Raw genomic sequence first — 20,863 nt, 5'->3', positions numbered from 1 at the left:
GTCAGGCACGGAGCCGGGCGAGGTCCCGGACCTACGGCGAGGTCCTGGGCCTGGACTGGGTGAGTGCCGCGCCCGCCAGCACGATGACGGCACCCACCGGCGTCGACCAGGTCAGTGATTCGCCGAGGATCGCGACACCCGCGGCGGTGGCGATGACGGGGATGAAGTACGTGACCATCTGGGCCGTGGTCGGGCCGACTTCGGCGACCAGGCCGTACTGGATGAGGACCGCCAGGCCCGTGCCGAGGGCGCCCAGCGCGATCACCGCGAGCAGCGGTACGAGCGCGAAGTGGGTCGGAGCCTCGGTGAACAGCGGTGTGACAACCGCCAGTTGGACCGTCGCGATCAGCAACTGGGCGCCCGTCAACGACAGGTTGGACTCACTGGAGCCGGCCAGCGTGCGGCGGACGTAGATCCAGCCGATCGGGTAGCTGAGGGAGGCCAGCAACGCCATCGTGGTGCCGGCGGCGTCCAGGCCCTGGAAACCCTGCCAGGCGCCGAGCACCGTCAGCACGCCGACGAAACCGATGCCGAGGCCCGCCACGCGGCGGCGCGTGGGCCGGTCCTCGGAGAGGGCGACCATCGACAGGGCCATGCCCCACAGGGGCGAGGTCGCGTTGCAGATCCCCGCCAGCGTGGACGGGATCGTGAGCTCGGAGTAGGCGAACAGGGAGAACGGCAGCGCGTTCAGGAGCAGGGCCGCGACCGCCAGATGTCCCCAGGTGCGTACACCGCGCGGCAGGCGCTCGCGCTTCCAGACCATCGCCGCGGCGAGCACCAGCGTCCCGAACAGCAGCCGGCCGAGCGTCACCTGGAACGGCGCGTACCCATCCGTACCCACCTTGATCAGAAGGAAGCTGAAGCCCCAGACGAGGGAGAGCGCGCCGAACCGCAGGCGCCAGTCGAGGGCCGGGCAGGGGTGGAGCGCGGTGTCCCGGGATGAAACCGCAGGGGCGTCGGGGGAGGTGGGAAGGGGGATCCGGGGCTCGGTCGGGGCGCTCATGCGTCTCACGATGACGGAGACGATCTCGTAGAACAAGCGAGATTTCTCGGACGGTATCTCGTAGTCTTGCTTACATGTTGAATCTGGAGCGCCTGCGCACTCTCGACGCCCTCGCCCGGCACGGCTCGGTGAGCGGCGCGGCCGACGGGTTGCACGTGACGACTTCCGCGGTCTCCCAGCAGATGTCCAAGCTGGAGCGGGAGGTCGGGCAGCAACTGCTCGCGAAGAACGGGCGGGGGGTCCGTCTCACCGACGCCGGGCGGCTGCTCGCCGACCACGCCGCGCGCATCCTGTCCCAGGTCGAGCTCGCCCAGTCCGACCTGGAGGCGCAGCGCGGGCAGGTGGTGGGTGAGCTGCGGATGTCGGCGTTCCCGACGGCGGCGCGCGGGCTGTTCCCCGCCGCGCTGGCCGCGCTGCGGTCCGAGCATCCCGCACTGCGGGTCCGCTCCCGCGAGCTGGAGCCGGAGGGCGGGGTCGCCGGGGTACTGCGCGGCGACATCGACCTGGCCGTCGTGCTCGACTGGTACAACAAGCCGTTGCCCATGCCCGAAGGGCTGGTCAAGGCCTCTCTCCTCGACGACCCCACCGATGTGGCGATGCCCGCGGGGCACCCCCTCGCCGACCGTTCCGAGGTGGACCTCGAGGACCTGGCCGACGACGAGTGGATCGCCTGGGAGGAGGGCGAGTTCTGTCACGAGTGGCTGCTCTTCACCCTGCGCGGCAAGGGGATCGAGCCGGTGATCGCCCACCGCGCGGAGGAGCATCACACACAGCTCGCTCTGGTCGCGGCGGGGCTCGGGGTGTGCGTCGCGCCCCGGCTCGGGCGCGGCCCGGTGCCGGAAGGCGTGCGGACGGTCCCGGTGCGGCACCGGGTCACCCGGCACGTCTACGCGGTGTGGCGGGCGGACGCCGACCGCCGTCCGTCGATCCGGGCGGTCGCGGACGCGCTGCGGAAGGCGGGCTCGGCGCTCGGGTGACCCGGCCCGCCGTCGGCCATGGTGCGTGGCGTGCGCGCACGCCCGGCGACGCAGCGGGCCGCAGACCGCGGGCCCGGGATGCGGGCCGGGGTGCGGGGAGAGCGGGCGACGCCCGTGCCGCCCGAACCCCCTCCCGTCACGGCGAGGCGAGCTTGCGGAAGTCCCATGAGGCCGTCGCCTCCGGCGTCAGCCGCATCCAGGCGTGTCTGCCGTCGTGCGGCATCTCGTCCAGCCCGAAGTTCTTACGGGCGAACAACCGCTCCACGGCGTCGAGTTCGGGACACGGCTCGCCGGTGCGCGGCACCTCGCCGACGAACTCGACCGAGCCCGACAGCTCGACGCCCCGCAGCTCGTCGTACTCCTCTCCCGTGTCGACGACCACGGCCACCCGGGGATCGCGTCGCAGGTCGGCCCACCGCTTGCTCCGGGTGATGGAGTACAGCCAGAGCGACTTGCCGTCCCAGGCGAACCACAGTGTGCTGACGTGCGGCGCGCCGTCGGCGGAGACGGTCGCGACGCGGCAGGTGCGCTGGGCGGCCAGGAACTCGTCCAGCTCCTCGGGAGTCATCATGATCCTTCGGCCCCGGCGCTGAGTGGCGGCCATACGGTTCCCTCTTCCCCGACATCATGTCTGACGCCTCGTCAGGAAAGCATGGTCCGTCTTCCGTCCGTACGCAATGGTGGCTACGCTCGCCCGCCACCGCCGGTCGGGCGGCACGGTCGCGCCGGCCCGAAGACCGCTTGCGACAGGGGAGCCCATGCCGTCGTACGAAGAACTCCGCGAACTCCTCGATCCCGCGACCACGGTCTTGCTGACCGTCGAGTGCCAGCAGGGTGTCGTCGGCCCGGGCAGCGCGCTGCCGGAACTCGCCGAGGCGGCCCGCGCCTCGGGCGCGCTGACCCGTGTCGCGCGCCTCGTGGACGCGGCCCACGAGAGCGGCGTACAGGTGGTGCACGCGATCGCCGAGCGCCGTCCCGACGGCCGCGGCGCGAACCACAACGCCCGGCTGTTCCGCGCGGCCGGGCGTCTGCCGGTCCAGCAGTTGAGGGGCACCGCCGCGGTCCGGGTCGCGCCACCGGTCGTGGTGGCCGAGGAGGACCTCGTCGTACGCCGTCTGCACGGCCTGTCGCCCCTCGCCGGCACCGAACTCGACGCACTGCTGCGCAACCTGGGCTGCCGCACCCTCGTCGTGACCGGGGTCTCCGCCAACGTGGCCGTGCCCAACACGGTGTTCGACGCCGTGAACCGCGGCTACACCGCCGTGGTCCCCGGGGACGCCATCGCGGGCGTGCCCGCGGACTACACCCCCGTGATGATCCGCAACACGCTCGCCCTGGTGGCCACCATCACCACCACGGACGAGGTGCTGGCCTGTCTCGAACAGCGCCGTCCGGTCAGGCGAGCGTGATCGAGTCCCCGGACACGGTGATCTTGGCCGCGGTCAGCCCGCTGGTCGCGGGGCCCTTCTCGACGCTGCCGTCCGTGACGCTGAACTGGCTGCCGTGGGCGGGGCAGGTGATGAGGCCGTTGTCCACGCTGTTCACGCGCTGCTTCTGGTGCGGGCACACCGTCGAGAAGGCCTTGAACTCCCCGGCCGTCGGCTGGGTGACGACCACCGACTGATCGGCGAACACCTTGCCGCCGCCCTCCGGGATGTCGCTGGTCTTGGCGAGCGCCGCGCCCCCCGCAGATCCGGTGGATCCGGACGAGCCGGTGGATCCGGCGGAGCCGGTCGAGGTGTCGGAGGAGCCCGACGAACTGTCGTCGGAGCCTCCGCAGGCGGTCAGCGTGGCGGCGATACCGGCTCCGCCCAGCGCCGCCAGGAGGGTGCGGCGACAGACTGCGGGCGCAGGCTCGATCGATTCGCTGGACATAGTGGCGGTCCCTTCCACAGATGTGCAGATGTTCAGATGTGCGTCTACGCGGATGTGCCTTGATCCGACAAGGGGTACGGGAAGGTCATCCACACGGTTCAGACGGTCCGGTGATCGAGCGACTTCTTGATGAAATCGAGATCGAGCCGGAGCAGGGTGTCTATCACGCCTTCCTGTGCCACCAGGTGCGTCGCCCCTGCCAGCGGGAGCACGGTGTGCGGCCGGCCCGCCGCGAGCAGCGCCGCCGAGAACCGCAGCATGTGTGCGGGCGCCACATTGTCGTCGGCCATACCGTGGACGAGCATCAGGGGGCGCGTGAGCTTGTGGGCGTGCGCCACCAGGGAGCAGCGTTCGTAGTGGTCCGGCTGTACGTCCGGATGCCCGAGGAACCGTTCCTTCCAGTGCGTGTCGTACAGCCGCAGATCGGTCGGCGCCGCGCCCGCGACGGCCGCGTGGAACACGTCGGGCCGGTGCAGTACGGCACCCGCCGCGAGATAGCCGCCGAAGGACCAGCCGCGGATGGCCACACGGCCGGTGTCCAACTCCGGGAAGAGCTCCGCGGCGGCGCGTACGGCGTCCGCCTGGTCCTCGATCACCGGCATCAGCTGGTCGCCGTGGATGGCGGTCTCCCAGGCCCGGTCACGCCCCGGGGTGCCGCGCCCGTCGACCGCCAGCACCGCGAACCCCTGGTCGGCGAACCACTGGTTCACGGGGTGGTGCCACATGGCCGCCTTCACGACCTTCTGCGCGCCCGGCCCGGAGTACGAGTGCACGATCACGGGGAGGCGGCGCGCACCCGGTTCGTACGACGCCGGCAGGTACAGCGCAGCGCGCAGCTCCCGCTCGCCGAGCGTCAGGAAGCGGGGGCGCGGCCGGGTCACGGGCCGCTCGGCCAGCACCCGGATCCGTCCGGCCGGGACGCCGTCGCGCAGCACCGTGACCGTCCGGCCGTCGGGCGTGAGACTGTCCAGCACGACCGTGCCGGCCCCGACGGTGGCGTGGTGCACGCCCGGCTCGTCGGTCAGGCGCGCGAAGCCGCTGCCCGGGTCGTACGACCAGACGTGTGCCTCGGTCGGTTCCTCGGCGGCCATGAAGTAGAGCTGGCCGTCCGCCGTGCCGAGCAGCTCGTGGACGTACAGGCCCTCCGGTGTGCGCACCCCGGTCGCGGTCATCAGCAGCCCGCGGGTGCCCTCCTGCGTGGTGAGGACGAGACCGGTGGCGGGGGTGGACAGGGGTGTTCCGGGGACGAACTCCAGCCAGGCGGCGTCCCTGAGGTGGTGCAGTGTCGTGGTCGCGCCGGTCGCCGGATCGACGCGCAGCAGGTACGCCGAGCGCTGGTCCCGGGTCTGTACGACGGCGAGGGGGGCGGCCTCGCTCCAGCCCGCGTGCACGACGTACTCGAAGGCCGGGTCCGTCCACGCCCCGTCCGGATGCGACTCGGCGGCCTTTTCGGGGAGCGCCACGTCGACACGGCCCCCGTCGAGGCCCACGACGTGCAGGGAGAGCCGCGCGTTGGCCGTGCCCGCCGCCGGATACCTGACCGCGCGCGGAGGACGCTCGGGATGCGCCGGATCGCTGATGTACCACCGCTGGACGGGCGTGTTGTCGACCCGCACCACCAGCAGCGCGCTCCCGTCCGGCGACCACCAGAACGACCGCGTACGTTCCAGGGACTCGGACGACACGTGGTCCGAGAGCCCGTACGTGATCTCCGGGCCCTCCGGCTCGGCCAGCGCGCGGTCACCGGTGCCGTCGGCGCGTACGACCCACAGGGCGCCCTCGCTCACGTACGCGATGTGCGTGCCGTCGGGGCTGGGGCGCGGGGCGACGACCGGGCCCCGCGTGGGGACCGGGCGCGGGACGCCCTCGTCCGTGCGCACGGTCCACAGGGCACCCGCGAGAGCGAACGCGACCAGACGGACGGCCGTGTCCGTGGCGTACGAGACGATTCCGCCGCTCGTCTCGCGGGCCCGCTCGCGGCGGATCCGCTCGGCCTCGGGGACCTCGCCTTCGGCGCCCAGCGCGAGCGGGTCGGCGAGCAGCCGTTCCCCGCCGTTCTCGTGCAGCCACAGCAGGCCCGTCGTGGAGCGGCCGCTCGCGGTGCGCACGAAGAGCACGCGCTCGCCGTCGGGCGAGACGGTGAAGCCGCGCGGCACACCCAGGGAGAAACGCTTCGTGCGGGCGAACTGCAGGGGCAGGTCCTCTGCGGTCACGGATGGTCCCTTCGTGCGGACGGACGCAGAACGTCGCGTGGGCGGACGGGGAACGCCCCAGTAACCTGGGGCGATGCTCAAGGAAGTCAGTGCGACCCGCTACATCACGCCCATGCGTGAGGGCGGATCGCTGCCCGGACTCGTCGAGGCCGATGATCTGGAAACGTACGTCATGAAGTTCACCGGCGCGGGACAGGGGCGCAAGACCCTCGTCGCGGAGGTCGTCTGCGGTGAACTCGCCCGGCGGCTGGGCCTGCGCGTGCCGGGACTGGTCGCGATCGGCCTCGATCCGGTCATCGGACTCGGCGAACCGGACCAGGAGGTGCAGGAGTTGCTCAAGTCGAGCGGCGGACTGAACCTCGGGATGGACTTCCTCTCCCGGGCGATCGGCTTCGACGCCCTCGCCCACAGGGTGAGCCGGGAGGAGGCCGGCAAGGTCGTGTGGTTCGACGCGCTCGTCAACAACGTCGACCGGTCGTGGCGCAACCCCAACCTGCTGGTCCGCGACGGGGATCTGTGGCTCATCGACCACGGCGCCACCATGATCTGGCACCACAACTGGCCGGGCGCACAGGCCTCCGCGGCCAGGCACTACGACGCCTCCGACCACGCACTCGCCCCCTTCGACCCCGACATCGCGGCTGCCGCAAGGGAGTTGGGGCCGCGGGTCACACCGGACCTGCTCGCCGAGGTGACCGCCGCGATCCCCGACGCATGGCTCACGGACGAGCCCGGGTTCGACTCGGCCGACGCGCTCCGGCAGGCGTACGCGGAGCCGCTCCTCGCCCGCGCCGCCACCGTTCACGAGCGCATCCGCACCGTCCGGGAGGGCACGAAGTGAGCGAGCGCGACGGCCGCGTCGTCTACGAGTACGCGCTGCTGCGCGTCGTACCGCGCGTCGAACGGGGGGAGTACTTCAACGCGGGCGTGCTCGTCTACTGCCGCGCGAAGTCCTTCGTGGCCGCCCACACCCACCTCGACGAGACCAAGCTGCGCGCCCTCGACCCGAAGGCGGACGTGGCGGGAGTACGGGCCGCCCTGCGGGCCGTCGAGGGTGTCTGCGCCGGGGGCGAGGCGGCGGGACAGGCCGCGGGCGACGACCCCGGACGGCGCTTCCGCTGGCTGATCGCGCCCCGCTCCACGGTCGTGCAGCCGGGGCCCGTCCACACCGGTCTCACGGCCGATCCCGCGGCCGAGGCGCGGCGGCTGCTCGACCTGCTGGTCAGGTAATGGATCACATGGGCGCCGTCGGCCGTTGACACTGGGTGCCAAGGCTTCTAGCGTCACGTCTGCTGAAGGTACTAAGCGGTCGCTCACCACAGGGGCGTACCGTGAGAGCCGCAGGCTCAGGCCTGTCAGAGGGCTTCCCAAGGGCGAGGAGAACCAGCAATGTCCACCACTGAGCAGCGCGTCGCCGTAGTCACCGGTGCCGCGCGCGGCATCGGCGCCGCGACCGCCGTACGACTGGCCGCCGAGGGCCGCGCCGTCGCGGTGATCGACCTCGACGAGGCCGCGTGCAAGGACACCGTCGAGAAGATCACCGCCGCCGGCGGCAGGGCGATCGCGGTGGGCTGCGACGTCTCCGACGAGGCGCAGGTCGAGGCCGCCGTGACCCGGGTCGCCACCGAGCTCGGGGCGCCGACGATCCTGGTGAACAACGCGGGCGTGCTCCGCGACAACCTGCTGTTCAAGATGAGCGCGTCCGACTGGGACACGGTCCTGAACGTGCACCTGCGCGGTTCCTTCCTGATGACGCGGGCCGTGCAGAAGTACATGGTGGACGCCAAGTTCGGCCGGGTCGTCAACCTCTCCTCGTCCTCGGCGCTCGGCAACCGCGGCCAGGTCAACTACTCCGCCGCCAAGGCCGGACTGCAGGGCTTCACCAAGACCCTCGCGTTCGAGCTCGGCAAGTTCGGTGTCACCGCGAACGCCGTCGCGCCCGGCTTCATCGTGACCGACATGACGGCCGCCACCGCCGAGCGGGTCGGCATGGGCTTCGAGGAGTTCCAGGCCGCGGCCGCCACCCAGATCCCCGTCCAGCGCGTCGGCAACCCGGACGACATCGCCAACGCGATCGCCTTCTTCACGGGCGAGGACGCCGGATTCGTCTCCGGCCAGGTGCTGTACGTGGCCGGCGGACCGCTCAACTAGGACTGGGGACAGCGACATGACCACTGTGGAACTCTCGGGCAAGGTCGCCCTCGTCACCGGCGCCAGCCGCGGCATCGGCTACGGCGTCGCCGAGGCACTGCTCGCCCGCGGCGACCGGGTGTGCATCACCGGCCGCAACGAGGACGCGCTCAAGGAGGCCGTCGAGAAGCTCGGCGCCGACCGCGTCATCGGTGTCGCGGGCAAGGCCCACGACGTCGCCCACCAGGCCCAGGCCGTCGAGCGCACCATGGAGGCGTTCGGCCGCGTCGACTTCCTGGTCAACAACGCCGGTACGAACCCGGTGTTCGGGCCGATCGCCGACCTCGACCTCGACGTGGCCCGCAAGGTGTTCGAGACCAACGTCGTCTCCGCGCTCGGGTTCGCCCAGCAGACGTGGAAGGCGTGGCAGAGCGCGAACGGCGGCGCGATCGTCAACATCGCCTCCCTCGCGGGCGTCTCGGCCTCCCCGTTCATCGGGGCGTACGGCATCAGCAAGGCCGCCATGATCAACCTGACCCTGCAGCTGGCGCACGAGTTCGCGCCCCAGGTGCGGGTCAACGCGATCGCTCCCGCCGTGGTCAAGACCAAGTTCGCGCAGGCGCTGTACGAGGGCCGGGAGGCGGAGGCCGCCGCGGCCTACCCGCTCGGCAGGCTCGGTGTGCCGTCGGACATCGGCGGCACCGCCGCGTTCCTCACCTCGGAGCAGTCCGACTGGATCACGGGGCAGACCCTCGTGGTCGACGGCGGCATCCTCCTCAACGCCGGCGTGTCCTGAACCGGCCGCTCCGGCGAGGATTTCGGTGATTTCTCCGCGGTGTCTCGCAGGGGGCGGCGACTTGGATAATTCGTACAGTTGACGGATTTGTTCCGCACACTTTCCAAACAAGTGCCGCAGAGCCGAAAAAAATCGCACAGATGATGTTCGTGCACGTCAGGTGCCCCGCCAACGGATCCGGTTGACCGGGCGGGGCACTGCGATATGGTCCTGCCCACCTTGGCAGGGCACATCGAGGAGCGTGCGGTGTTCAACCGGAACAGGTCTCTACGGCACTTGTCGGCGATCGCGTCCATATCCCTGGTGACGGGATGCGGGGTGTTCTCCTCGGACGCGTCCGAGGACGAGGGTCCGATCGTCGTGGGCACGACCAGCGCGCCCAGCACCCTGGACCCCGCCGCGTCCTGGGACGGCTCCTGGGAGCTGTTCCGCAACATCTACCAGACGCTCCTCAGCTACCCGGCCGGGGCGGCCGCGCCCGAGCCGGACGCCGCCGAGAGCTGCCGTTTCACCGACGACTCCAACCGCGTGTACAGCTGCACGCTGCGGGAGGGTCTCTCCTTCTCCGACGGGCACGGACTCGACGCCAAGGCCGTGAAGCACTCCATCGACCGCATCCGGAAGATCGCCGTGGACGGCGGCCCCGCGGGGCTGCTCGGCAGCCTGGAGCGGGTCGACACGAAGGGCGACCGCGAGGTCGTCTTCCGCCTCAACAAGCCGGACGCCACCTTCCCGTTCGTGCTCGCGACGCCGGCCATGTCGATCGTCGACCCCGAGGAGTACCCGGCCGACGCCCTGCGCGAGGACGGCAAGGTCACCGGATCGGGACCGTACGGCCTGGACGGCTACGAGGAGGGGCAGGAGGCCCGGCTCGTCCGCAACGACAACTACAAGGGCTTCGCCGACCGGAAGAACGGCGCCACCACCATCCGGTACTTCCAGGACTCGGGCGAGATGGTCGCCGCGCTGGAGGACGGGCAGATCGACGTGACCCTCCGCGGACTCGCCGCCAGGGACGTCGTCGACCTCCAGGACCGGCGGGCCAAGGACGAGATCCAGCTGGTGGAGGGGGCGGGCACCGAGATCAGTTACCTGGTGTTCAACCCGAAGGACCCGTGGGCCAAGAAGGCCGCCGTCCGCAAGGCCGTCGCGCAGGTCATCGACCGCCCGGCCATCGCCCACAACATCTACAAGGACACCGTCGAGCCGCTGTACTCCATGGTCCCGCGCGGACTGGCGGGTCACACCACGGGCTTCTTCGACGACTACGGCAAACCCAGCACCGCCAAGGCCCGGCAGATGCTCCTGGAGGCCGGGATCGCCGAACGCGTCCCGCTCACCCTCTGGTACACGACCGACCGGTACGGCTCGACGACCAAGCCGGAGTTCGAGGAGCTCAGACGCCAGCTCAACGCGTCCGGCCTGTTCAGCGTCACCGTCAAGGGCCGCCCCTGGAAGACGTACGAGGCGGGCTACCGCAAGGGCGAGTACCCGGTGTTCGGCCGCGGCTGGTTCCCCGACTTCCCGGACGCGGAGAACTTCATCGCGCCGTTCGTGGGCGAGCAGAACGCGCTCGGCACGCCGTACAAGTCCCCCGAGATCACGGACGTGCTGCTGCCCGAGTCGCGCCGTCAGAGTGACCGAGGGGCCGTCGTCGCGCAGTTCAGGAGGGCCCAGGACATCCTCGTGGACGACGCGCGGCTGCTGCCGCTGTGGCAGGGCAAGCAGTACGTCGCCGCCAGCGAGGAGATCTCCGGCGTCGAGCGCTCCATCGACCCGTCGACGATCATGATGATGTGGGAGCTGGACCGCAAGACCAGCTGGTAGCGGCGGAGTCGGCCGGAGCCCGGCCGGTTGTCAGTGGGCGGCGGTAGGTTCTGGTGCACCGGAAACGACCGCACATCTAAGGAAGTTCACGTGACCGACACCGCCATGCTGCCCGAGTCCTGGCGCGGCGTCCTGGGCGAAGAGCTGCAGAAGCCCTACTTCAAGGAGCTCACCGAGTTCGTCGAGGAGGAGCGCGACAGGGGCCCCGTCTACCCGCCGCGCGACGAGGTCTTCGCCGCGCTCGCCGCGACGCCGTACGAGCGCGTGAAGGTGCTCGTCCTCGGCCAGGACCCGTACCACGGCGAGGGCCAGGGCCACGGCCTGTGCTTCTCGGTCCGCCCCGGTGTGAAGACCCCGCCCTCCTTGCGGAACATCTACAAGGAGATGAAGGAGGAGCTCGGCCACCCCGTGCCGGACAACGGCTATCTGATGCCGTGGGCCGAGCAGGGTGTCCTGCTGCTCAACGCGGTGCTGACGGTCCGAGCCGGTGAGGCCAACTCGCACAAGGGCAAGGGCTGGGAGAAGTTCACCGACGCGGTGATCCGGGCCGTGACCGACCGGCCCGACCCGGCGGTCTTCGTCCTGTGGGGCAACTACGCGCAGAAGAAGCTCCCGCTCATCGACGAGGAGCGCCACATCGTGGTGAAGGGCGCCCACCCCTCGCCGCTGTCCGCGAAGAAGTTCTTCGGCTCCCGGCCCTTCACCCAGATCGACGAGGCGGTCGCCAAGCAGGGCCACGACCCGATCGACTGGCGGATCCCCGACCTCGGCTGACGCGAGGTGACGTCACCAGGTCGTCACCGGCACCGGACCTGGGAACCGGCAGGGCGGCCCGTGCGCCGGGCCTGCCGGCCCCGGCCCCGTCACCGGGCTGGCCCAGCGCTGCACGGGGCCGCCTGAGCTCGATTGTCAGTGCCTGCCGTTAGCGTCGGGAGAGGTGGCAACGGCCGGCGCGGGTGCGCCGGCCGGCGGACGATCGGGTGGAGGGTGACGCGGTGGCGGAGCAACAGGAACAGGCGGCGGACGCGATGATGACCAGGATCGGACAGGCCGTCATGCTCCTCCACGGCGGCGACCGTGAGGAGGCCCGGAGCCGCTTCCTGGACCTGTGGGCCGAGATCGGTGAGGAGGGCGACCCGCTCCACCGCTGCACGCTCGCGCACTACATGGCCGACGCGCAGGACGATCCCTCGGACGAGCTCGCCTGGGACCTGCGGGCCCTGTCGGCGGCGGACGAGCTCACCGACGCGCGGGTCGCGGAGCACCACCAGTCCCTCGCGGTACGGGCCTTCTACCCGTCCCTGCATCTGAACCTCGCCGCCGACTACGTGAAGCTCGGCCGCTCCGAGGCGGCCCGCAGCCACCTGGGTGTGGCGCGCAGCCGTGTGGACGTCCTCGGCGACGACGCCTACGGCGACGGGATCCGGGCCGGCATCGGCCGCCTGGAGTCGAGACTGGACCGGCCAGGTCCGGCCGAAGCACCCGAACCCACGCCGAGGCAGGGGAGAGGGCCGGGCGGGGACACGCTGGGACCGCCACGCCAGAGGCCCTAGCGATCGAAGGCGGGGGTGCGGGTGCTTCGGCCGGGCCGGTCGTCGCCCGGCCGACGCCTTCGGGGCGGCCCCGGTGGTCAACGGCCGTACATGTCCTTGCAGATGGCCGCCTGCGGACTGTCCGCCTTCCACCCGCCGTACGCCCGGCCCAGAGCGCAGACGTCCGTGTTGGCCGACGGCACGGACGTGGGCAGGGGCGGGACCGCACGGTGCTCGGGACGCCGCGGGCGCTGCTGCTGCCCGGGCGGCTCGGCGGGGACGTGGCGGGGCGGGGCCGCCGGGGCCGCGGCGGGACCCTCGGGGGCCGTACGGGCAGGAGTGGACGCGGCTGCCGGAGGCCGGGACGGGCCGATGAGTTCCAGGGCCTCGCGGGCCGGGGCCTGCACGATCTGGGGTTCGGCCCGGCCGCCCGGCCGCGGCTCCGCCACCGGGGGCGGTACGGGCGGTGGGCCGGGCGGGGCTGTCCGCTGGACGGTCACACAGCCGGAGACGGCCGAGACGGCCACGGTGACCAGGAGCGTTGCGGTGGTCGCGGTTCGATGCACCCGCGCAACTCTGCTGCGTCGGCCCGGGTTTGGGGAGCCGACGACAGGAGTGTGCCCCGCATGGGTGAACACCCGGCGGCCTGTGCCTCAGTCACCGGTGGCCCCGTCGATGCTCTCGCGGAGCAGGTCGGCGTGACCGTTGTGCCGTGCGTACTCCTCGATCATGTGGGTGTAGATCCACCGCAGGTTGTAGGGCTCACCGGTGTGCCTGCTCCCGCCCTCCGACAGGTCGTCCAGGCCGAAGCGCGCGGAGTTGCGGCGGGCGATGGCGATCTCGCCCTGCCAGGTGGCGTGGGCCTCCTCCCAGGTGTCCGCCTCGGTGAGGTGGAACTCGCCGTCCCGGTCCTCGTCGCTGTAGTGGATCGGCCCGGGGTCGTCGTTCACGAGGACCCTGCGGAACCAGCCGCGCTCCACGTCCGCCATGTGCCGGACGAGACCGAGCAGGGACAGTTCGGAGGGCGGGACCGACGCGGTCCTGAGCTGAGCGTCGTCCAGCCCCGCGCACTTCCAGGCGAGGGTCTCCCGGTGGTAGTCCAGCCAGCCCTCCAGCATGGCCCGTTCGCCGGCGTCCTGGGCGGGTTCACTGCGTTCGATCGTCATGGCCGCATCATCGCGGACCGCCGAGGGCCCGGCCCACCACTTTTCGTGCCCGCGCCACCGGCGCACCGGGCCGCCGCTGCACCGCGCCACCGGCGCACCGGCCGCCGCGGTGCGGGACCGCCCGGCCACCGGGTCCGGGTCCCCGGGTCCCCGCTCTCGGCAGGCGCCCATGCCCGCGGACCGTCTCGTCAGTCGCGCAGCATCCCGTCCAGCAGCTCCCGCAGTCCGGCCCGTACCTCGCCGAGGGACGGCACGTCCGCGTGGTACGAACCCGCGGCGCACGAGAACATCAGCCCGTCCGCCCAGGCCACCAGGGACAGCACGTGCCGTGCGGGGTCCGGTGAGCCCGCCGCCGTCAGCAGCCCGGTGAGGGCGTCCCGGAACTGCCGCCCCGTGGCGTCGAAGAACGCGCGCAGTTCCGGACGGCGGGTCGCCTCCAGCGCCAGCTCGTACCGTGCGATCAGCAGGTGACGGTTGCCCGTCAGCGAGCGGTGAACCCCGAGGGCCATGCCCTCCGCCAGCGAGTCGAGGCCGCCCCGCGGATCCGGCATCTCGTCGAGGCCGAGCACCCGCGCCTCGCGCTCCGCGAGACGCCGCACCGCCGCCTCCAGCAGCGCGAGCCTCGTCCGCGCGAGATTGGACGTGGACCCGGGTGGGAGCCCGGCCGCCGCGTCGACGGCGCGGTGGGTGAGCCCGCGCATGCCGCGCTCGGCGAGCAGGTCGAGGGCGGAGTCGGCGATGAGTTCGGCGCGGGTCGCGCCGGTGCTGCTGGGGGCCATGGGGACCAACCTACCTTTCGCACTACATCTGTAGTACGGTCGACATGTTCGGATACTACAGATGTAGTGGACGTTGGGGGAGTCATGGCACAGTCACCACGCGCACTGATCGTGGGCGGCGGCATCGGAGGTCTCACCGCGGCGGTGGCCCTGCACCGGCGCGGCTGGGCGGTCACGGTCCTGGAGCGGGCGCGTTCCCTCGAACCGGTCGGCGCGGGCATCTCCCTCGCGCCCAACTCGCTGCGCGCCCTCGACGTGATCGGGCTCGGCGACGAGATCCGCGGCCTCGCCGCCTGGCAGGGCGACGGCGGACTGCGCACCCCCGGCGGTCACTGGCTCTCGCGGAGCAGCGCCGCCGTGATGGCCGAGCGCTTCGGCGGACCGCTCGTTCTCCTGCATCGCGCCACACTCATCGACAGCCTGGCCGCACGGCTGCCCGAGGGCGTCGTGCGGACGGCGTCCGCGGCGGCCCTGGTGGATCCCGGTGGTGCGGGCCGGCCCGCGCGCGTGAGCACCCCCGCCGGTGAACTGGAGGCCGAGCTGGTCGTCGGCGCGGACGGTATCCGGTCAGCCGTACGCGGGACGCTGTTCCCGGGGCATCCGGGGCCCGTCTACTCCGGTTTCACCACCTGGCGGACCGTCATCCCGCTGCCCGGGGCGGACTTCGCCTCGCACGAGACCTGGGGACGGGGCCGCATCTGGGGCACGCACCCGCTCGACGACGGCCGGGTGTACGCCTACGCCGCCGCCCGAGTGCCCGCCGGAGGGCGGGCGGCCGACGACGAACGGGCCGAGCTGGTACGGCTCTTCGGCGACTGGCACGACCCGGTCCCCGCCGTGCTCGCCGCCGCCCGCCCCGTGGACGTCCTGCGCCACGACGTCCACCACATCGCCGAGCCCCTGCCCGCCTTCCACGCCGGCCGGGTCGCCCTGCTCGGGGACGCGGCGCACGCCATGCCGCCGACGCTGGGCCAGGGCGGCAACCAGGCGATCGAGGACGCGGTCGTGCTCGCCCACCACGCCGCCCCGCGTGACGGCCGGACCGTCGAGGGCCTCGCCGGGTACACGGCGGCCCGCAAGGCGCGTACGACCGGAATCAGCCGCAAGGCCGTCGGGGTGGCCCGCCTCAACATGATGCGAAGCCGTCCCGGGATCCTGCTGCGGGACGCGGCGATCACCATGGTCTCCAAGGCCGGGCCCGCCCTCTTCCTGCGGAGTTTCGACGGAATCGCCGACTGGCGGCCGCCGCGGTCGCCGTATGCTTCCGACGAGACGGGCGTACGTGTCCCCTAGCCCGCCAATGCGTTGGAGGAGATCCCCGTGAAGGTCGGCTGCATCGGACTCGGCGACATCGCGGTGAAGGCGTACCTGCCGGTGCTCGCCACCCGCCCGGGGCTCGAACTGCACCTGCACACACGGACGCCCGCGACCCTCGCCACGGTCGCCGACAGCCTGCACGTGCCGGCCGAGCGGCGGCACACGGACCTCTCCGCGCTGCTCGCCCAGGACCTCGACGCGGCGTTCGTGCACGCGCCCACGCACGCGCATCCCGAGATCGTGACGCGGCTGCTCGAAGCGGGCGTCGCCACCTATGTCGACAAGCCGATCGCGTACGAACTCGCCGACTCGGAGCGCCTGGTGCGGCTCGCGGAGGAGCGCAGCACCAGCCTGGCGGTCGGCTTCAACCGGCGCTACGCACCCGGGTACGCGCAGTGCGCCGACCATCCGCGTGACCTGATCCTGATGCAGAAGAACCGCGTCGGCCTGCCGGAACAGCCCCGCACGATGATCCTCGACGACTTCATCCACGTCGTGGACACCCTGCGGTTCCTGGTGCCGGGACAGGTCGACGACGTGAGCGTACGGGCACGCGTCGAGGACGGGCTGCTGCACCACGTCGTGCTGCAACTGGCCGGGGAGGGGTTCACGGCGCTCGGGGTGATGAACAGGCTGAGCGGCTCGAACGAGGAGATCCTGGAGGTGTCAGGACAGGACACCAAGCGTCAGGTGCTCAACCTCGCCGAGGTCGTCGACCACAAGGGGCAGCCGACGACGCGGCGGCGCGGCGACTGGGTGCCGGTGGCCCGACAGCGCGGTATCGAGCAGGTCGTGCTCGCCTTCCTCGACGCGGTGGGCGCGGGCAAGGTCCTCAGCGCCCGGGACGCGTTGGCGACTCACGAACTGTGCGAGCGAGTGGTACGGGCGGTGACTGAGCGCTCCGCCTGAGGCGCAGCGCCCGTATGACCTCCGCGCCGCCCAGAGTGGCCAGGATCAGCAGGGCCGCGTGGACCGGCCACGCGCCGAACCGCGCGTACGGGGTGACACCGTCGGCCAGCGGCACCTCGTACACGGCGGACGCACTCGCGTCGGTGCCGAGCCAGGAGCCGACGCGCTCGCCGCTCGGACCGTAGACCGCCGACACACCGGTGAGGGTCGCGTGGACCATGGGCCGGCCCGTCTCGGCGGCCCGCAGCGCAGCGAGCGACGCGTGCTGCTCGGGTGCCCAGCTGCTCTGGAACGACGAGGTCGCCGACTGCGCGAGCAGTACCTGGGCCCCGTCCCGCGCGAGGTGCCGGCTGATGTCGGGGAACGCCGATTCGAAACAGACCATCGGACCGACCCGCAGTCCGTCGCCGACGTCCATCACGACCTGCTCGGTGCCGCGCATGCGGTCCTCGCCCGCCGCCTTGCCCACGGAGGTGGCCCAGCCGAGGAGGGACCGGGCCGGGACGTACTCCCCGAAGGGGACGAGTCGCATCTTGTCGTAGCGGTCGCCCGTCGGGCCCTGCGGACCCACGAGCACGGAACTCTTGTATATGCCCGGCCGGTCGGAGCGGCGGGCGTCCACGTTGACCATGATGTCGGCGTCGACCTCGCGGGACAGCGCGGCGAGCCGGTCCGCCAGGTCCGGGCGGTCGACGAGGTCGAAGCCGACACTGCTCTCGCCCCACACGACGAGGTCCACGTCCTGACCGGCCAGTTCCCGGGTGAGCTCCTCCTCGCGCGCGAACCGCCGCTCCGGGCCGTCGGCGCCGTCGATCATGCCGGGCTGTACGACGGCGATCCGGGTCCGGCCGTCGGTCTCCGGGCGTGGCGACCAGGACCAGACCGCCGAGGTGAGCGCGGCCGTGGCGACGAGTCCGGCGACCGCGGGGACGCGGGAGCGCCGTACCGCGACGAGGACGGCGACCGCGACGTTCACGGCGACGAGCAGGAAGCTGAGCAGCCACACACCGCCGACCGAGGCGAGCCGCAGCGCGGGCTCCACGTCCCACTGGCTCGACCCGAGCAGGCCCCAGGGGCCGCCCAGCCCCTCCCACGAGCGCACGAGTTCGACCATCAGCCAGCCCGAGGGCACGACGAACAAGGCGGCCACCACCCGGCCGGGCGACGGCACACCGGCCAGGAACCGGCGTACCAGCCAGCCCCACGGAGCCCAGAGCGCGCCCAGCAGGGCCGCTATCACGAGGGTGAAGACATGCAGGCTCGGCAGCAGCCAGTGGTGCACGGCCAGCATGAAGCCGAGCCCGCCGAGCCAGCCGTCGTACGCGGCCCGCCGCCCGGTCGGGGCCGAGCGCACGAGCAGGATCCACGGCACCAGGGCGACGTACGCGAACCACCACAGGGACGGTGCGGGGAAGCTCAGCATCGGGAGCGCTCCGGCGAGCGCGGCCGCCGCACCACGCCACCAGGGAGAGGCGAGACGTCGGCGCCAGTCAGTGGCGGACAGGTTCATCCAGCGCCTCCCTCGGCCCCCGAAGCCCGGTGCGTGACTCCAGTGTGCGCGTACCGGAACGATCTCCGTAAGGGTGCCCAGACTCGCGCGGGTCAGGCCAGTCGGCAGGTGTCGTCGGGGTGGGCCGGGCCCGCGAGGACGCGAAGGGCGGGGTCGGCCCGTCTCAATGGGCGGCGGGCTCCTGGCGCGGCTGGGTGGCCCGGCGCCACTTCTCGTGCACGACCACCTCGCGCAGCCGCCAGCCGTTGTGCGTACGCAGCAGTCCGAAGTCGTACCGGCCGCCGCACACGAAGTCGGGTTCGGTGGATCCGTCCCCGTGGCCCGAGAAGCGCATCGGGTTGACGTAGTCGGCCCGCACCCGGGCCGTGTCGCCCGTGTCCTGCTCCAGCAGCCCGAACGTCACCTGCCGGTTGACGATCAGATGCTGCCGCATGGGAAACAGCTCCATGGTCTGCGAGAGCCACCCGGCGATCTGGACGGCGTCCCCCTCGATGCCGCCCGCGGACCGGTAGTCCGCCCGTCCGTCCGGCGCGAACAGCCGTCGGTACGCCTCCCAGTCCCCGTCGTCGACCGCCACCGCGTACTCGGTGACCACCCCGTCGACCGCGAGCCGGTCCATCACCGCTGCCAGTTCCACGCGCTGCGTCATCGGCTCAGTGTTGGCCACGAGGGGGGCCGAGCCAAGGGGCGTGCAGGGACATTCACCGGGCGTGTGCCGCACGGACGCCCGGACGCGCCCCGGGATGAATGCCCGGTGCGCGGAAGGGAGTTGCTCCTACGGGGCGGCCGGCTCGCTCGGGTACGGGCCGTTCAGGACCTTTGCGACGAAGGCGGCCAGCTCCGCCCGCAGTCGCTCTCGGGGCGCGTCCTGACGGTCGGCCAGGTGGTCGACGAGGTCGGCGCGGACCGCGGCGAGCAGTGCGTGGGCGGTGAAGTCGCTGCCGTCGAAACCGGGGATCTCCTCCAGGACGCCCCGCAGCGTGCCGTGCCACCAGTCGTAGTGCCCGGCGCCGTAAGGGCTGCCGCTCCCCGCCTCCTCCAGGGCCAGCGAGAGGTGCCGGTGGTCGAGCTTGAAGCACAGGACGGCGTCCAGCAGGGCCGGCGCGCGCTCCAGGGGCGGGGTGGCGGGGCCGAGAGGGCTCGGTCCGTCCGTGACGGCCCGGCGGACCGGTTCCAGTCGGGTTTCGTACAGGGCCTGGATCAGGCCGGTGCGGTCGCCGAAGCCGCGGAAGAGCGTCCCTTTGCCCACGCCGGCCTCGGCCGCGATGTCGGCCATGGTCACCTGCTCCGGACGGTCGCTGCGGGCGAAGAGCCGGTCGGCCGCGGCGAGTACCGCTTCCTGGTTGCGTACGGCGTCCGCTCGGGGCTTGCGCTCGGGCACGGGGTTCCTCCGGGTTTCCCAGGCTTGCATAAACGGACCCGCGGTCCGTATTGTTGTAGTCAAGCGGACCGCTGGTCCGCATCGTATCGGAGGAGCCCTCATGACCACGACCACGCGACCGGCGGACCTGTTCCGCCACGGCCTGCGGCTGCTGATCGACAAGGACGTCTCCGGCTGGATCGACCTGTGGGACGAGGGCGGCGTCCTCGAGTTCCCGTTCGCGCCGGAAGGGTGGCCGAAGCGGTTGGAGGGCAGGGGCGCGGTCGCCGACTACATGCGTCACTACCCCGACCACATCGACCTCCACGACTTCCCCGACGTGGAGATCCACGAGACCGGCGAACCCGGGACGATCGTGGTGGAGATGCGCGGGGTGGGGAAACTGGTGGAGACCGATGTGCCGTTCGACATGAGGTACATCGCCGTGGTGAAGGTGGCCGGCGGTCTCATCACCCACTACCGCGACTACTGGAACCCGCTCGCCGTCCTCCAGGGCGACGCCGCCGACTTCACGCGGAGGGACCGATGACCGGGCCCGGCGCCGCACTGGTCCTCGGGGCCACCGGCACCACCGGCAGGCGCGTGGCCTCCCGCCTCGCGGCTCGGGGGTATCGCGTCAGGGCCGCCGGCCGGCGCGCCACCCCCGTCGACGGCGCGGAGGCCGTGCGATTCGACTGGCACGACCCGGCGACGTACGAGGGGGCCCTGCGCGGCGCGGATCGCGTCTATCTCGTCCCACCCGTGGACTCACCGACGCCGGCCGACGTCATGCTGCCCTTCCTGGAACAGGCCCGTGCGTCCGGGGTGCGCCGCGCGGTCCTGCTCAGCTCCTCGGCGATACCCGCGGGAGGTCCCGCCGTCGGACAGGTGCACCGGGCTCTGCCCGCGCTCTTCGACGAGTGGGCGGTCCTGCGGCCGTCGTGGTTCATGCAGAACTTCACCGGTGACCACCTGCACGCGCGGAGCATCCGGGAGGAGGGCGTGATCCTCACCGCGGCGGGCGAGGGCCGGGTGGCCTTCGTCGACGCCGACGACATCGCGGCCGTCGCCGAGCACGCGCTGACCGATGTCCGGGCGCCCGGCACCGACCTGGTCGTCACCGGACCCGAGGCGCTGAGTCACGCCGACGTCGCGACCGTCCTCACCGAGGTGACCGGGCGCACGGTCGTCCACCGGCCGCTGGCGTACGAACGGATGCGGGACCACCTGGCCGCCTCGATGCCCCTGGAGTACGCCGCGATGCTGGCCGGCATGGACCGCGCGAACGCGGAAGGGGCCGAGGACCGCGTCACCGACACCGTCCGACGCCTCACCGGCCGCGAGCCGCGCACCTTCCGTGCCCACGTGCTGCGAGCGATGCGAGTGGCCTCCGCGTCCGCCGCGCCCGGGGCGACAGGCTGAGGCCGCCGCACGCGCCGCACGCGCTGTGCGGGGCGCGAGGGCGGGGG

23 protein-coding genes are annotated in these 20,863 nt (G+C 72.1%); 13 read left to right on the top strand and 10 right to left on the bottom strand.

The window, feature by feature from the left end:
• Nucleotides 1-31: 31 nt before the first annotated feature.
• The gene (locus KUF83_RS39085) at nt 32-1,003 is read right to left on the bottom strand and encodes a DMT family transporter (RefSeq protein WP_374106247.1); all 972 of its coding nucleotides are present in this window, start codon (nt 1,001-1,003) and stop codon (nt 32-34) included.
• 74 nt (nt 1,004-1,077) lie between these two features.
• Here KUF83_RS39085 and KUF83_RS39080 point away from each other — a divergent pair, with 74 nt between their 5' ends.
• Nucleotides 1,078-1,980 carry a LysR family transcriptional regulator gene (locus tag KUF83_RS39080; protein WP_217459857.1) on the top strand — a complete coding sequence of 301 codons (903 nt, stop codon included), beginning with the start codon at nt 1,078-1,080 and terminating at the stop codon, nt 1,978-1,980.
• A gap of 136 nt (nt 1,981-2,116) precedes the next feature.
• Here the strand turns inward: KUF83_RS39080 and KUF83_RS39075 are convergent, their stop codons facing one another.
• The gene (locus KUF83_RS39075; protein ID WP_217459856.1) at nt 2,117-2,584 is read right to left on the bottom strand and encodes a pyridoxamine 5'-phosphate oxidase family protein; all 468 of its coding nucleotides are present in this window, start codon (nt 2,582-2,584) and stop codon (nt 2,117-2,119) included.
• 154 nt (nt 2,585-2,738) lie between these two features.
• On the opposite strand from KUF83_RS39075, the gene KUF83_RS39070 reads away from it, so the two are divergent.
• Nucleotides 2,739-3,389 carry a cysteine hydrolase gene (locus tag KUF83_RS39070; protein WP_217459855.1) on the top strand — a complete coding sequence of 217 codons (651 nt, stop codon included), beginning with the start codon at nt 2,739-2,741 and terminating at the stop codon, nt 3,387-3,389.
• On the opposite strand, the gene KUF83_RS39065 is transcribed toward KUF83_RS39070, so the two are convergent.
• Together KUF83_RS39065 and KUF83_RS39060 are read right to left on the bottom strand one after the other, a co-directional pair.
• A complete protein-coding gene (locus KUF83_RS39065) occupies nt 3,376-3,855 on the bottom strand; it encodes a Rieske (2Fe-2S) protein (protein ID WP_217459854.1) in 480 nt (159 codons plus the stop codon). The two genes, KUF83_RS39070 and KUF83_RS39065, sit on opposite strands and share 14 nt — an antisense overlap.
• 98 nt (nt 3,856-3,953) lie before the next feature.
• The gene (locus tag KUF83_RS39060) at nt 3,954-6,068 is read right to left on the bottom strand and encodes a prolyl oligopeptidase family serine peptidase (RefSeq protein ID WP_217459853.1); all 2,115 of its coding nucleotides are present in this window, start codon (nt 6,066-6,068) and stop codon (nt 3,954-3,956) included.
• A gap of 73 nt (nt 6,069-6,141) precedes the next feature.
• Here KUF83_RS39060 and KUF83_RS39055 point away from each other — a divergent pair, with 73 nt between their 5' ends.
• The 7 genes from KUF83_RS39055 to KUF83_RS39025 all read left to right on the top strand — a co-directional run bounded on the left by KUF83_RS39055 (nt 6,142) and on the right by KUF83_RS39025 (nt 12,374).
• Nucleotides 6,142-6,909 carry a HipA family kinase gene (locus KUF83_RS39055; RefSeq protein ID WP_217459852.1) on the top strand — a complete coding sequence of 256 codons (768 nt, stop codon included), beginning with the start codon at nt 6,142-6,144 and terminating at the stop codon, nt 6,907-6,909.
• Nucleotides 6,906-7,298, top strand: a complete 393-nt coding sequence (locus tag KUF83_RS39050; RefSeq protein WP_217459851.1) for a DUF3037 domain-containing protein — start codon at nt 6,906-6,908, stop codon at nt 7,296-7,298. The genes KUF83_RS39055 and KUF83_RS39050 overlap by 4 nt, the downstream gene beginning before the upstream one ends.
• A 159-nt stretch (nt 7,299-7,457) precedes the next feature.
• Entirely contained in the window at nt 7,458-8,219 is a 762-nt protein-coding gene (gene fabG, locus KUF83_RS39045; RefSeq protein WP_217459850.1) for a 3-oxoacyl-ACP reductase FabG, read from the top strand.
• A 16-nt stretch (nt 8,220-8,235) separates the two neighbouring features.
• Nucleotides 8,236-8,994, top strand: coding sequence for an SDR family oxidoreductase (locus KUF83_RS39040; protein ID WP_217459849.1), 759 nt, complete (start codon nt 8,236-8,238; stop codon nt 8,992-8,994).
• 246 nt (nt 8,995-9,240) lie between these two features.
• Nucleotides 9,241-10,821 (top strand): ABC transporter substrate-binding protein, encoded by a 1,581-nt coding sequence (locus tag KUF83_RS39035; protein ID WP_217459886.1) that lies wholly within the window; start codon nt 9,241-9,243, stop codon nt 10,819-10,821.
• A 90-nt stretch (nt 10,822-10,911) separates the two neighbouring features.
• Nucleotides 10,912-11,595 (top strand): uracil-DNA glycosylase, encoded by a 684-nt coding sequence (ung, locus tag KUF83_RS39030; protein ID WP_217459848.1) that lies wholly within the window; start codon nt 10,912-10,914, stop codon nt 11,593-11,595.
• A 221-nt stretch (nt 11,596-11,816) separates the two neighbouring features.
• Nucleotides 11,817-12,374 carry a hypothetical protein gene (locus tag KUF83_RS39025; RefSeq protein ID WP_217459847.1) on the top strand — a complete coding sequence of 186 codons (558 nt, stop codon included), beginning with the start codon at nt 11,817-11,819 and terminating at the stop codon, nt 12,372-12,374.
• Nucleotides 12,375-12,451: 77 nt separating this feature from the next.
• Here KUF83_RS39025 and KUF83_RS39020 read toward each other — a convergent pair whose 3' ends face one another.
• From KUF83_RS39020 to KUF83_RS39010, 3 genes are all read right to left on the bottom strand, one after another.
• A complete protein-coding gene (locus KUF83_RS39020) occupies nt 12,452-12,919 on the bottom strand; it encodes a hypothetical protein (RefSeq protein ID WP_217459846.1) in 468 nt (155 codons plus the stop codon).
• Between the two features lie 87 nt (nt 12,920-13,006).
• The gene (locus tag KUF83_RS39015; protein WP_217459845.1) at nt 13,007-13,519 is read right to left on the bottom strand and encodes a DinB family protein; all 513 of its coding nucleotides are present in this window, start codon (nt 13,517-13,519) and stop codon (nt 13,007-13,009) included.
• A 188-nt stretch (nt 13,520-13,707) separates the two neighbouring features.
• Nucleotides 13,708-14,298, bottom strand: coding sequence for a TetR/AcrR family transcriptional regulator (locus KUF83_RS39010; protein WP_217459844.1), 591 nt, complete (start codon nt 14,296-14,298; stop codon nt 13,708-13,710).
• Nucleotides 14,299-14,382: 84 nt separating this feature from the next.
• Here KUF83_RS39010 and KUF83_RS39005 point away from each other — a divergent pair, with 84 nt between their 5' ends.
• Together KUF83_RS39005 and KUF83_RS39000 are read left to right on the top strand one after the other, a co-directional pair.
• Complete coding sequence (locus KUF83_RS39005) at nt 14,383-15,591, top strand: FAD-dependent monooxygenase (RefSeq protein ID WP_217459843.1); 1,209 nt, start codon at nt 14,383-14,385, stop codon at nt 15,589-15,591.
• Between the two features lie 27 nt (nt 15,592-15,618).
• Nucleotides 15,619-16,524 carry a Gfo/Idh/MocA family protein gene (locus KUF83_RS39000; protein ID WP_217459842.1) on the top strand — a complete coding sequence of 302 codons (906 nt, stop codon included), beginning with the start codon at nt 15,619-15,621 and terminating at the stop codon, nt 16,522-16,524.
• On the opposite strand, the gene lnt is transcribed toward KUF83_RS39000, so the two are convergent.
• The 3 genes from lnt to KUF83_RS38985 form a co-directional block, all read right to left on the bottom strand.
• The gene (gene lnt / locus KUF83_RS38995) at nt 16,448-18,034 is read right to left on the bottom strand and encodes an apolipoprotein N-acyltransferase (RefSeq protein WP_217459841.1); all 1,587 of its coding nucleotides are present in this window, start codon (nt 18,032-18,034) and stop codon (nt 16,448-16,450) included. The two genes, KUF83_RS39000 and lnt, sit on opposite strands and share 77 nt — an antisense overlap.
• A 163-nt stretch (nt 18,035-18,197) precedes the next feature.
• Nucleotides 18,198-18,683, bottom strand: a complete 486-nt coding sequence (locus KUF83_RS38990; protein ID WP_217459840.1) for a nuclear transport factor 2 family protein — start codon at nt 18,681-18,683, stop codon at nt 18,198-18,200.
• Between the two features lie 126 nt (nt 18,684-18,809).
• Complete coding sequence (locus tag KUF83_RS38985; RefSeq protein ID WP_217459839.1) at nt 18,810-19,415, bottom strand: TetR/AcrR family transcriptional regulator; 606 nt, start codon at nt 19,413-19,415, stop codon at nt 18,810-18,812.
• Nucleotides 19,416-19,515: 100 nt separating this feature from the next.
• On the opposite strand from KUF83_RS38985, the gene KUF83_RS38980 reads away from it, so the two are divergent.
• Together KUF83_RS38980 and KUF83_RS38975 are read left to right on the top strand one after the other, a co-directional pair.
• Complete coding sequence (locus tag KUF83_RS38980; protein ID WP_217459838.1) at nt 19,516-19,944, top strand: nuclear transport factor 2 family protein; 429 nt, start codon at nt 19,516-19,518, stop codon at nt 19,942-19,944.
• Nucleotides 19,941-20,816: an NAD(P)H-binding protein gene (locus KUF83_RS38975; protein WP_217459837.1), complete on the top strand. Its 876-nt coding sequence runs from the start codon at nt 19,941-19,943 to the stop codon at nt 20,814-20,816. The genes KUF83_RS38980 and KUF83_RS38975 overlap by 4 nt, the downstream gene beginning before the upstream one ends.
• The last annotated feature ends 47 nt before the right edge of the window (nt 20,817-20,863 follow it).

Source organism: Streptomyces sp. BV286, from assembly GCF_019090165.1.
Classification (GTDB): Bacteria; Actinomycetota; Actinomycetes; order Streptomycetales; family Streptomycetaceae; genus Streptomyces.
The sequence above is the reverse complement of the archived record's forward strand: the minus strand, read 5'-3'. Positions and strand labels throughout refer to the sequence as shown.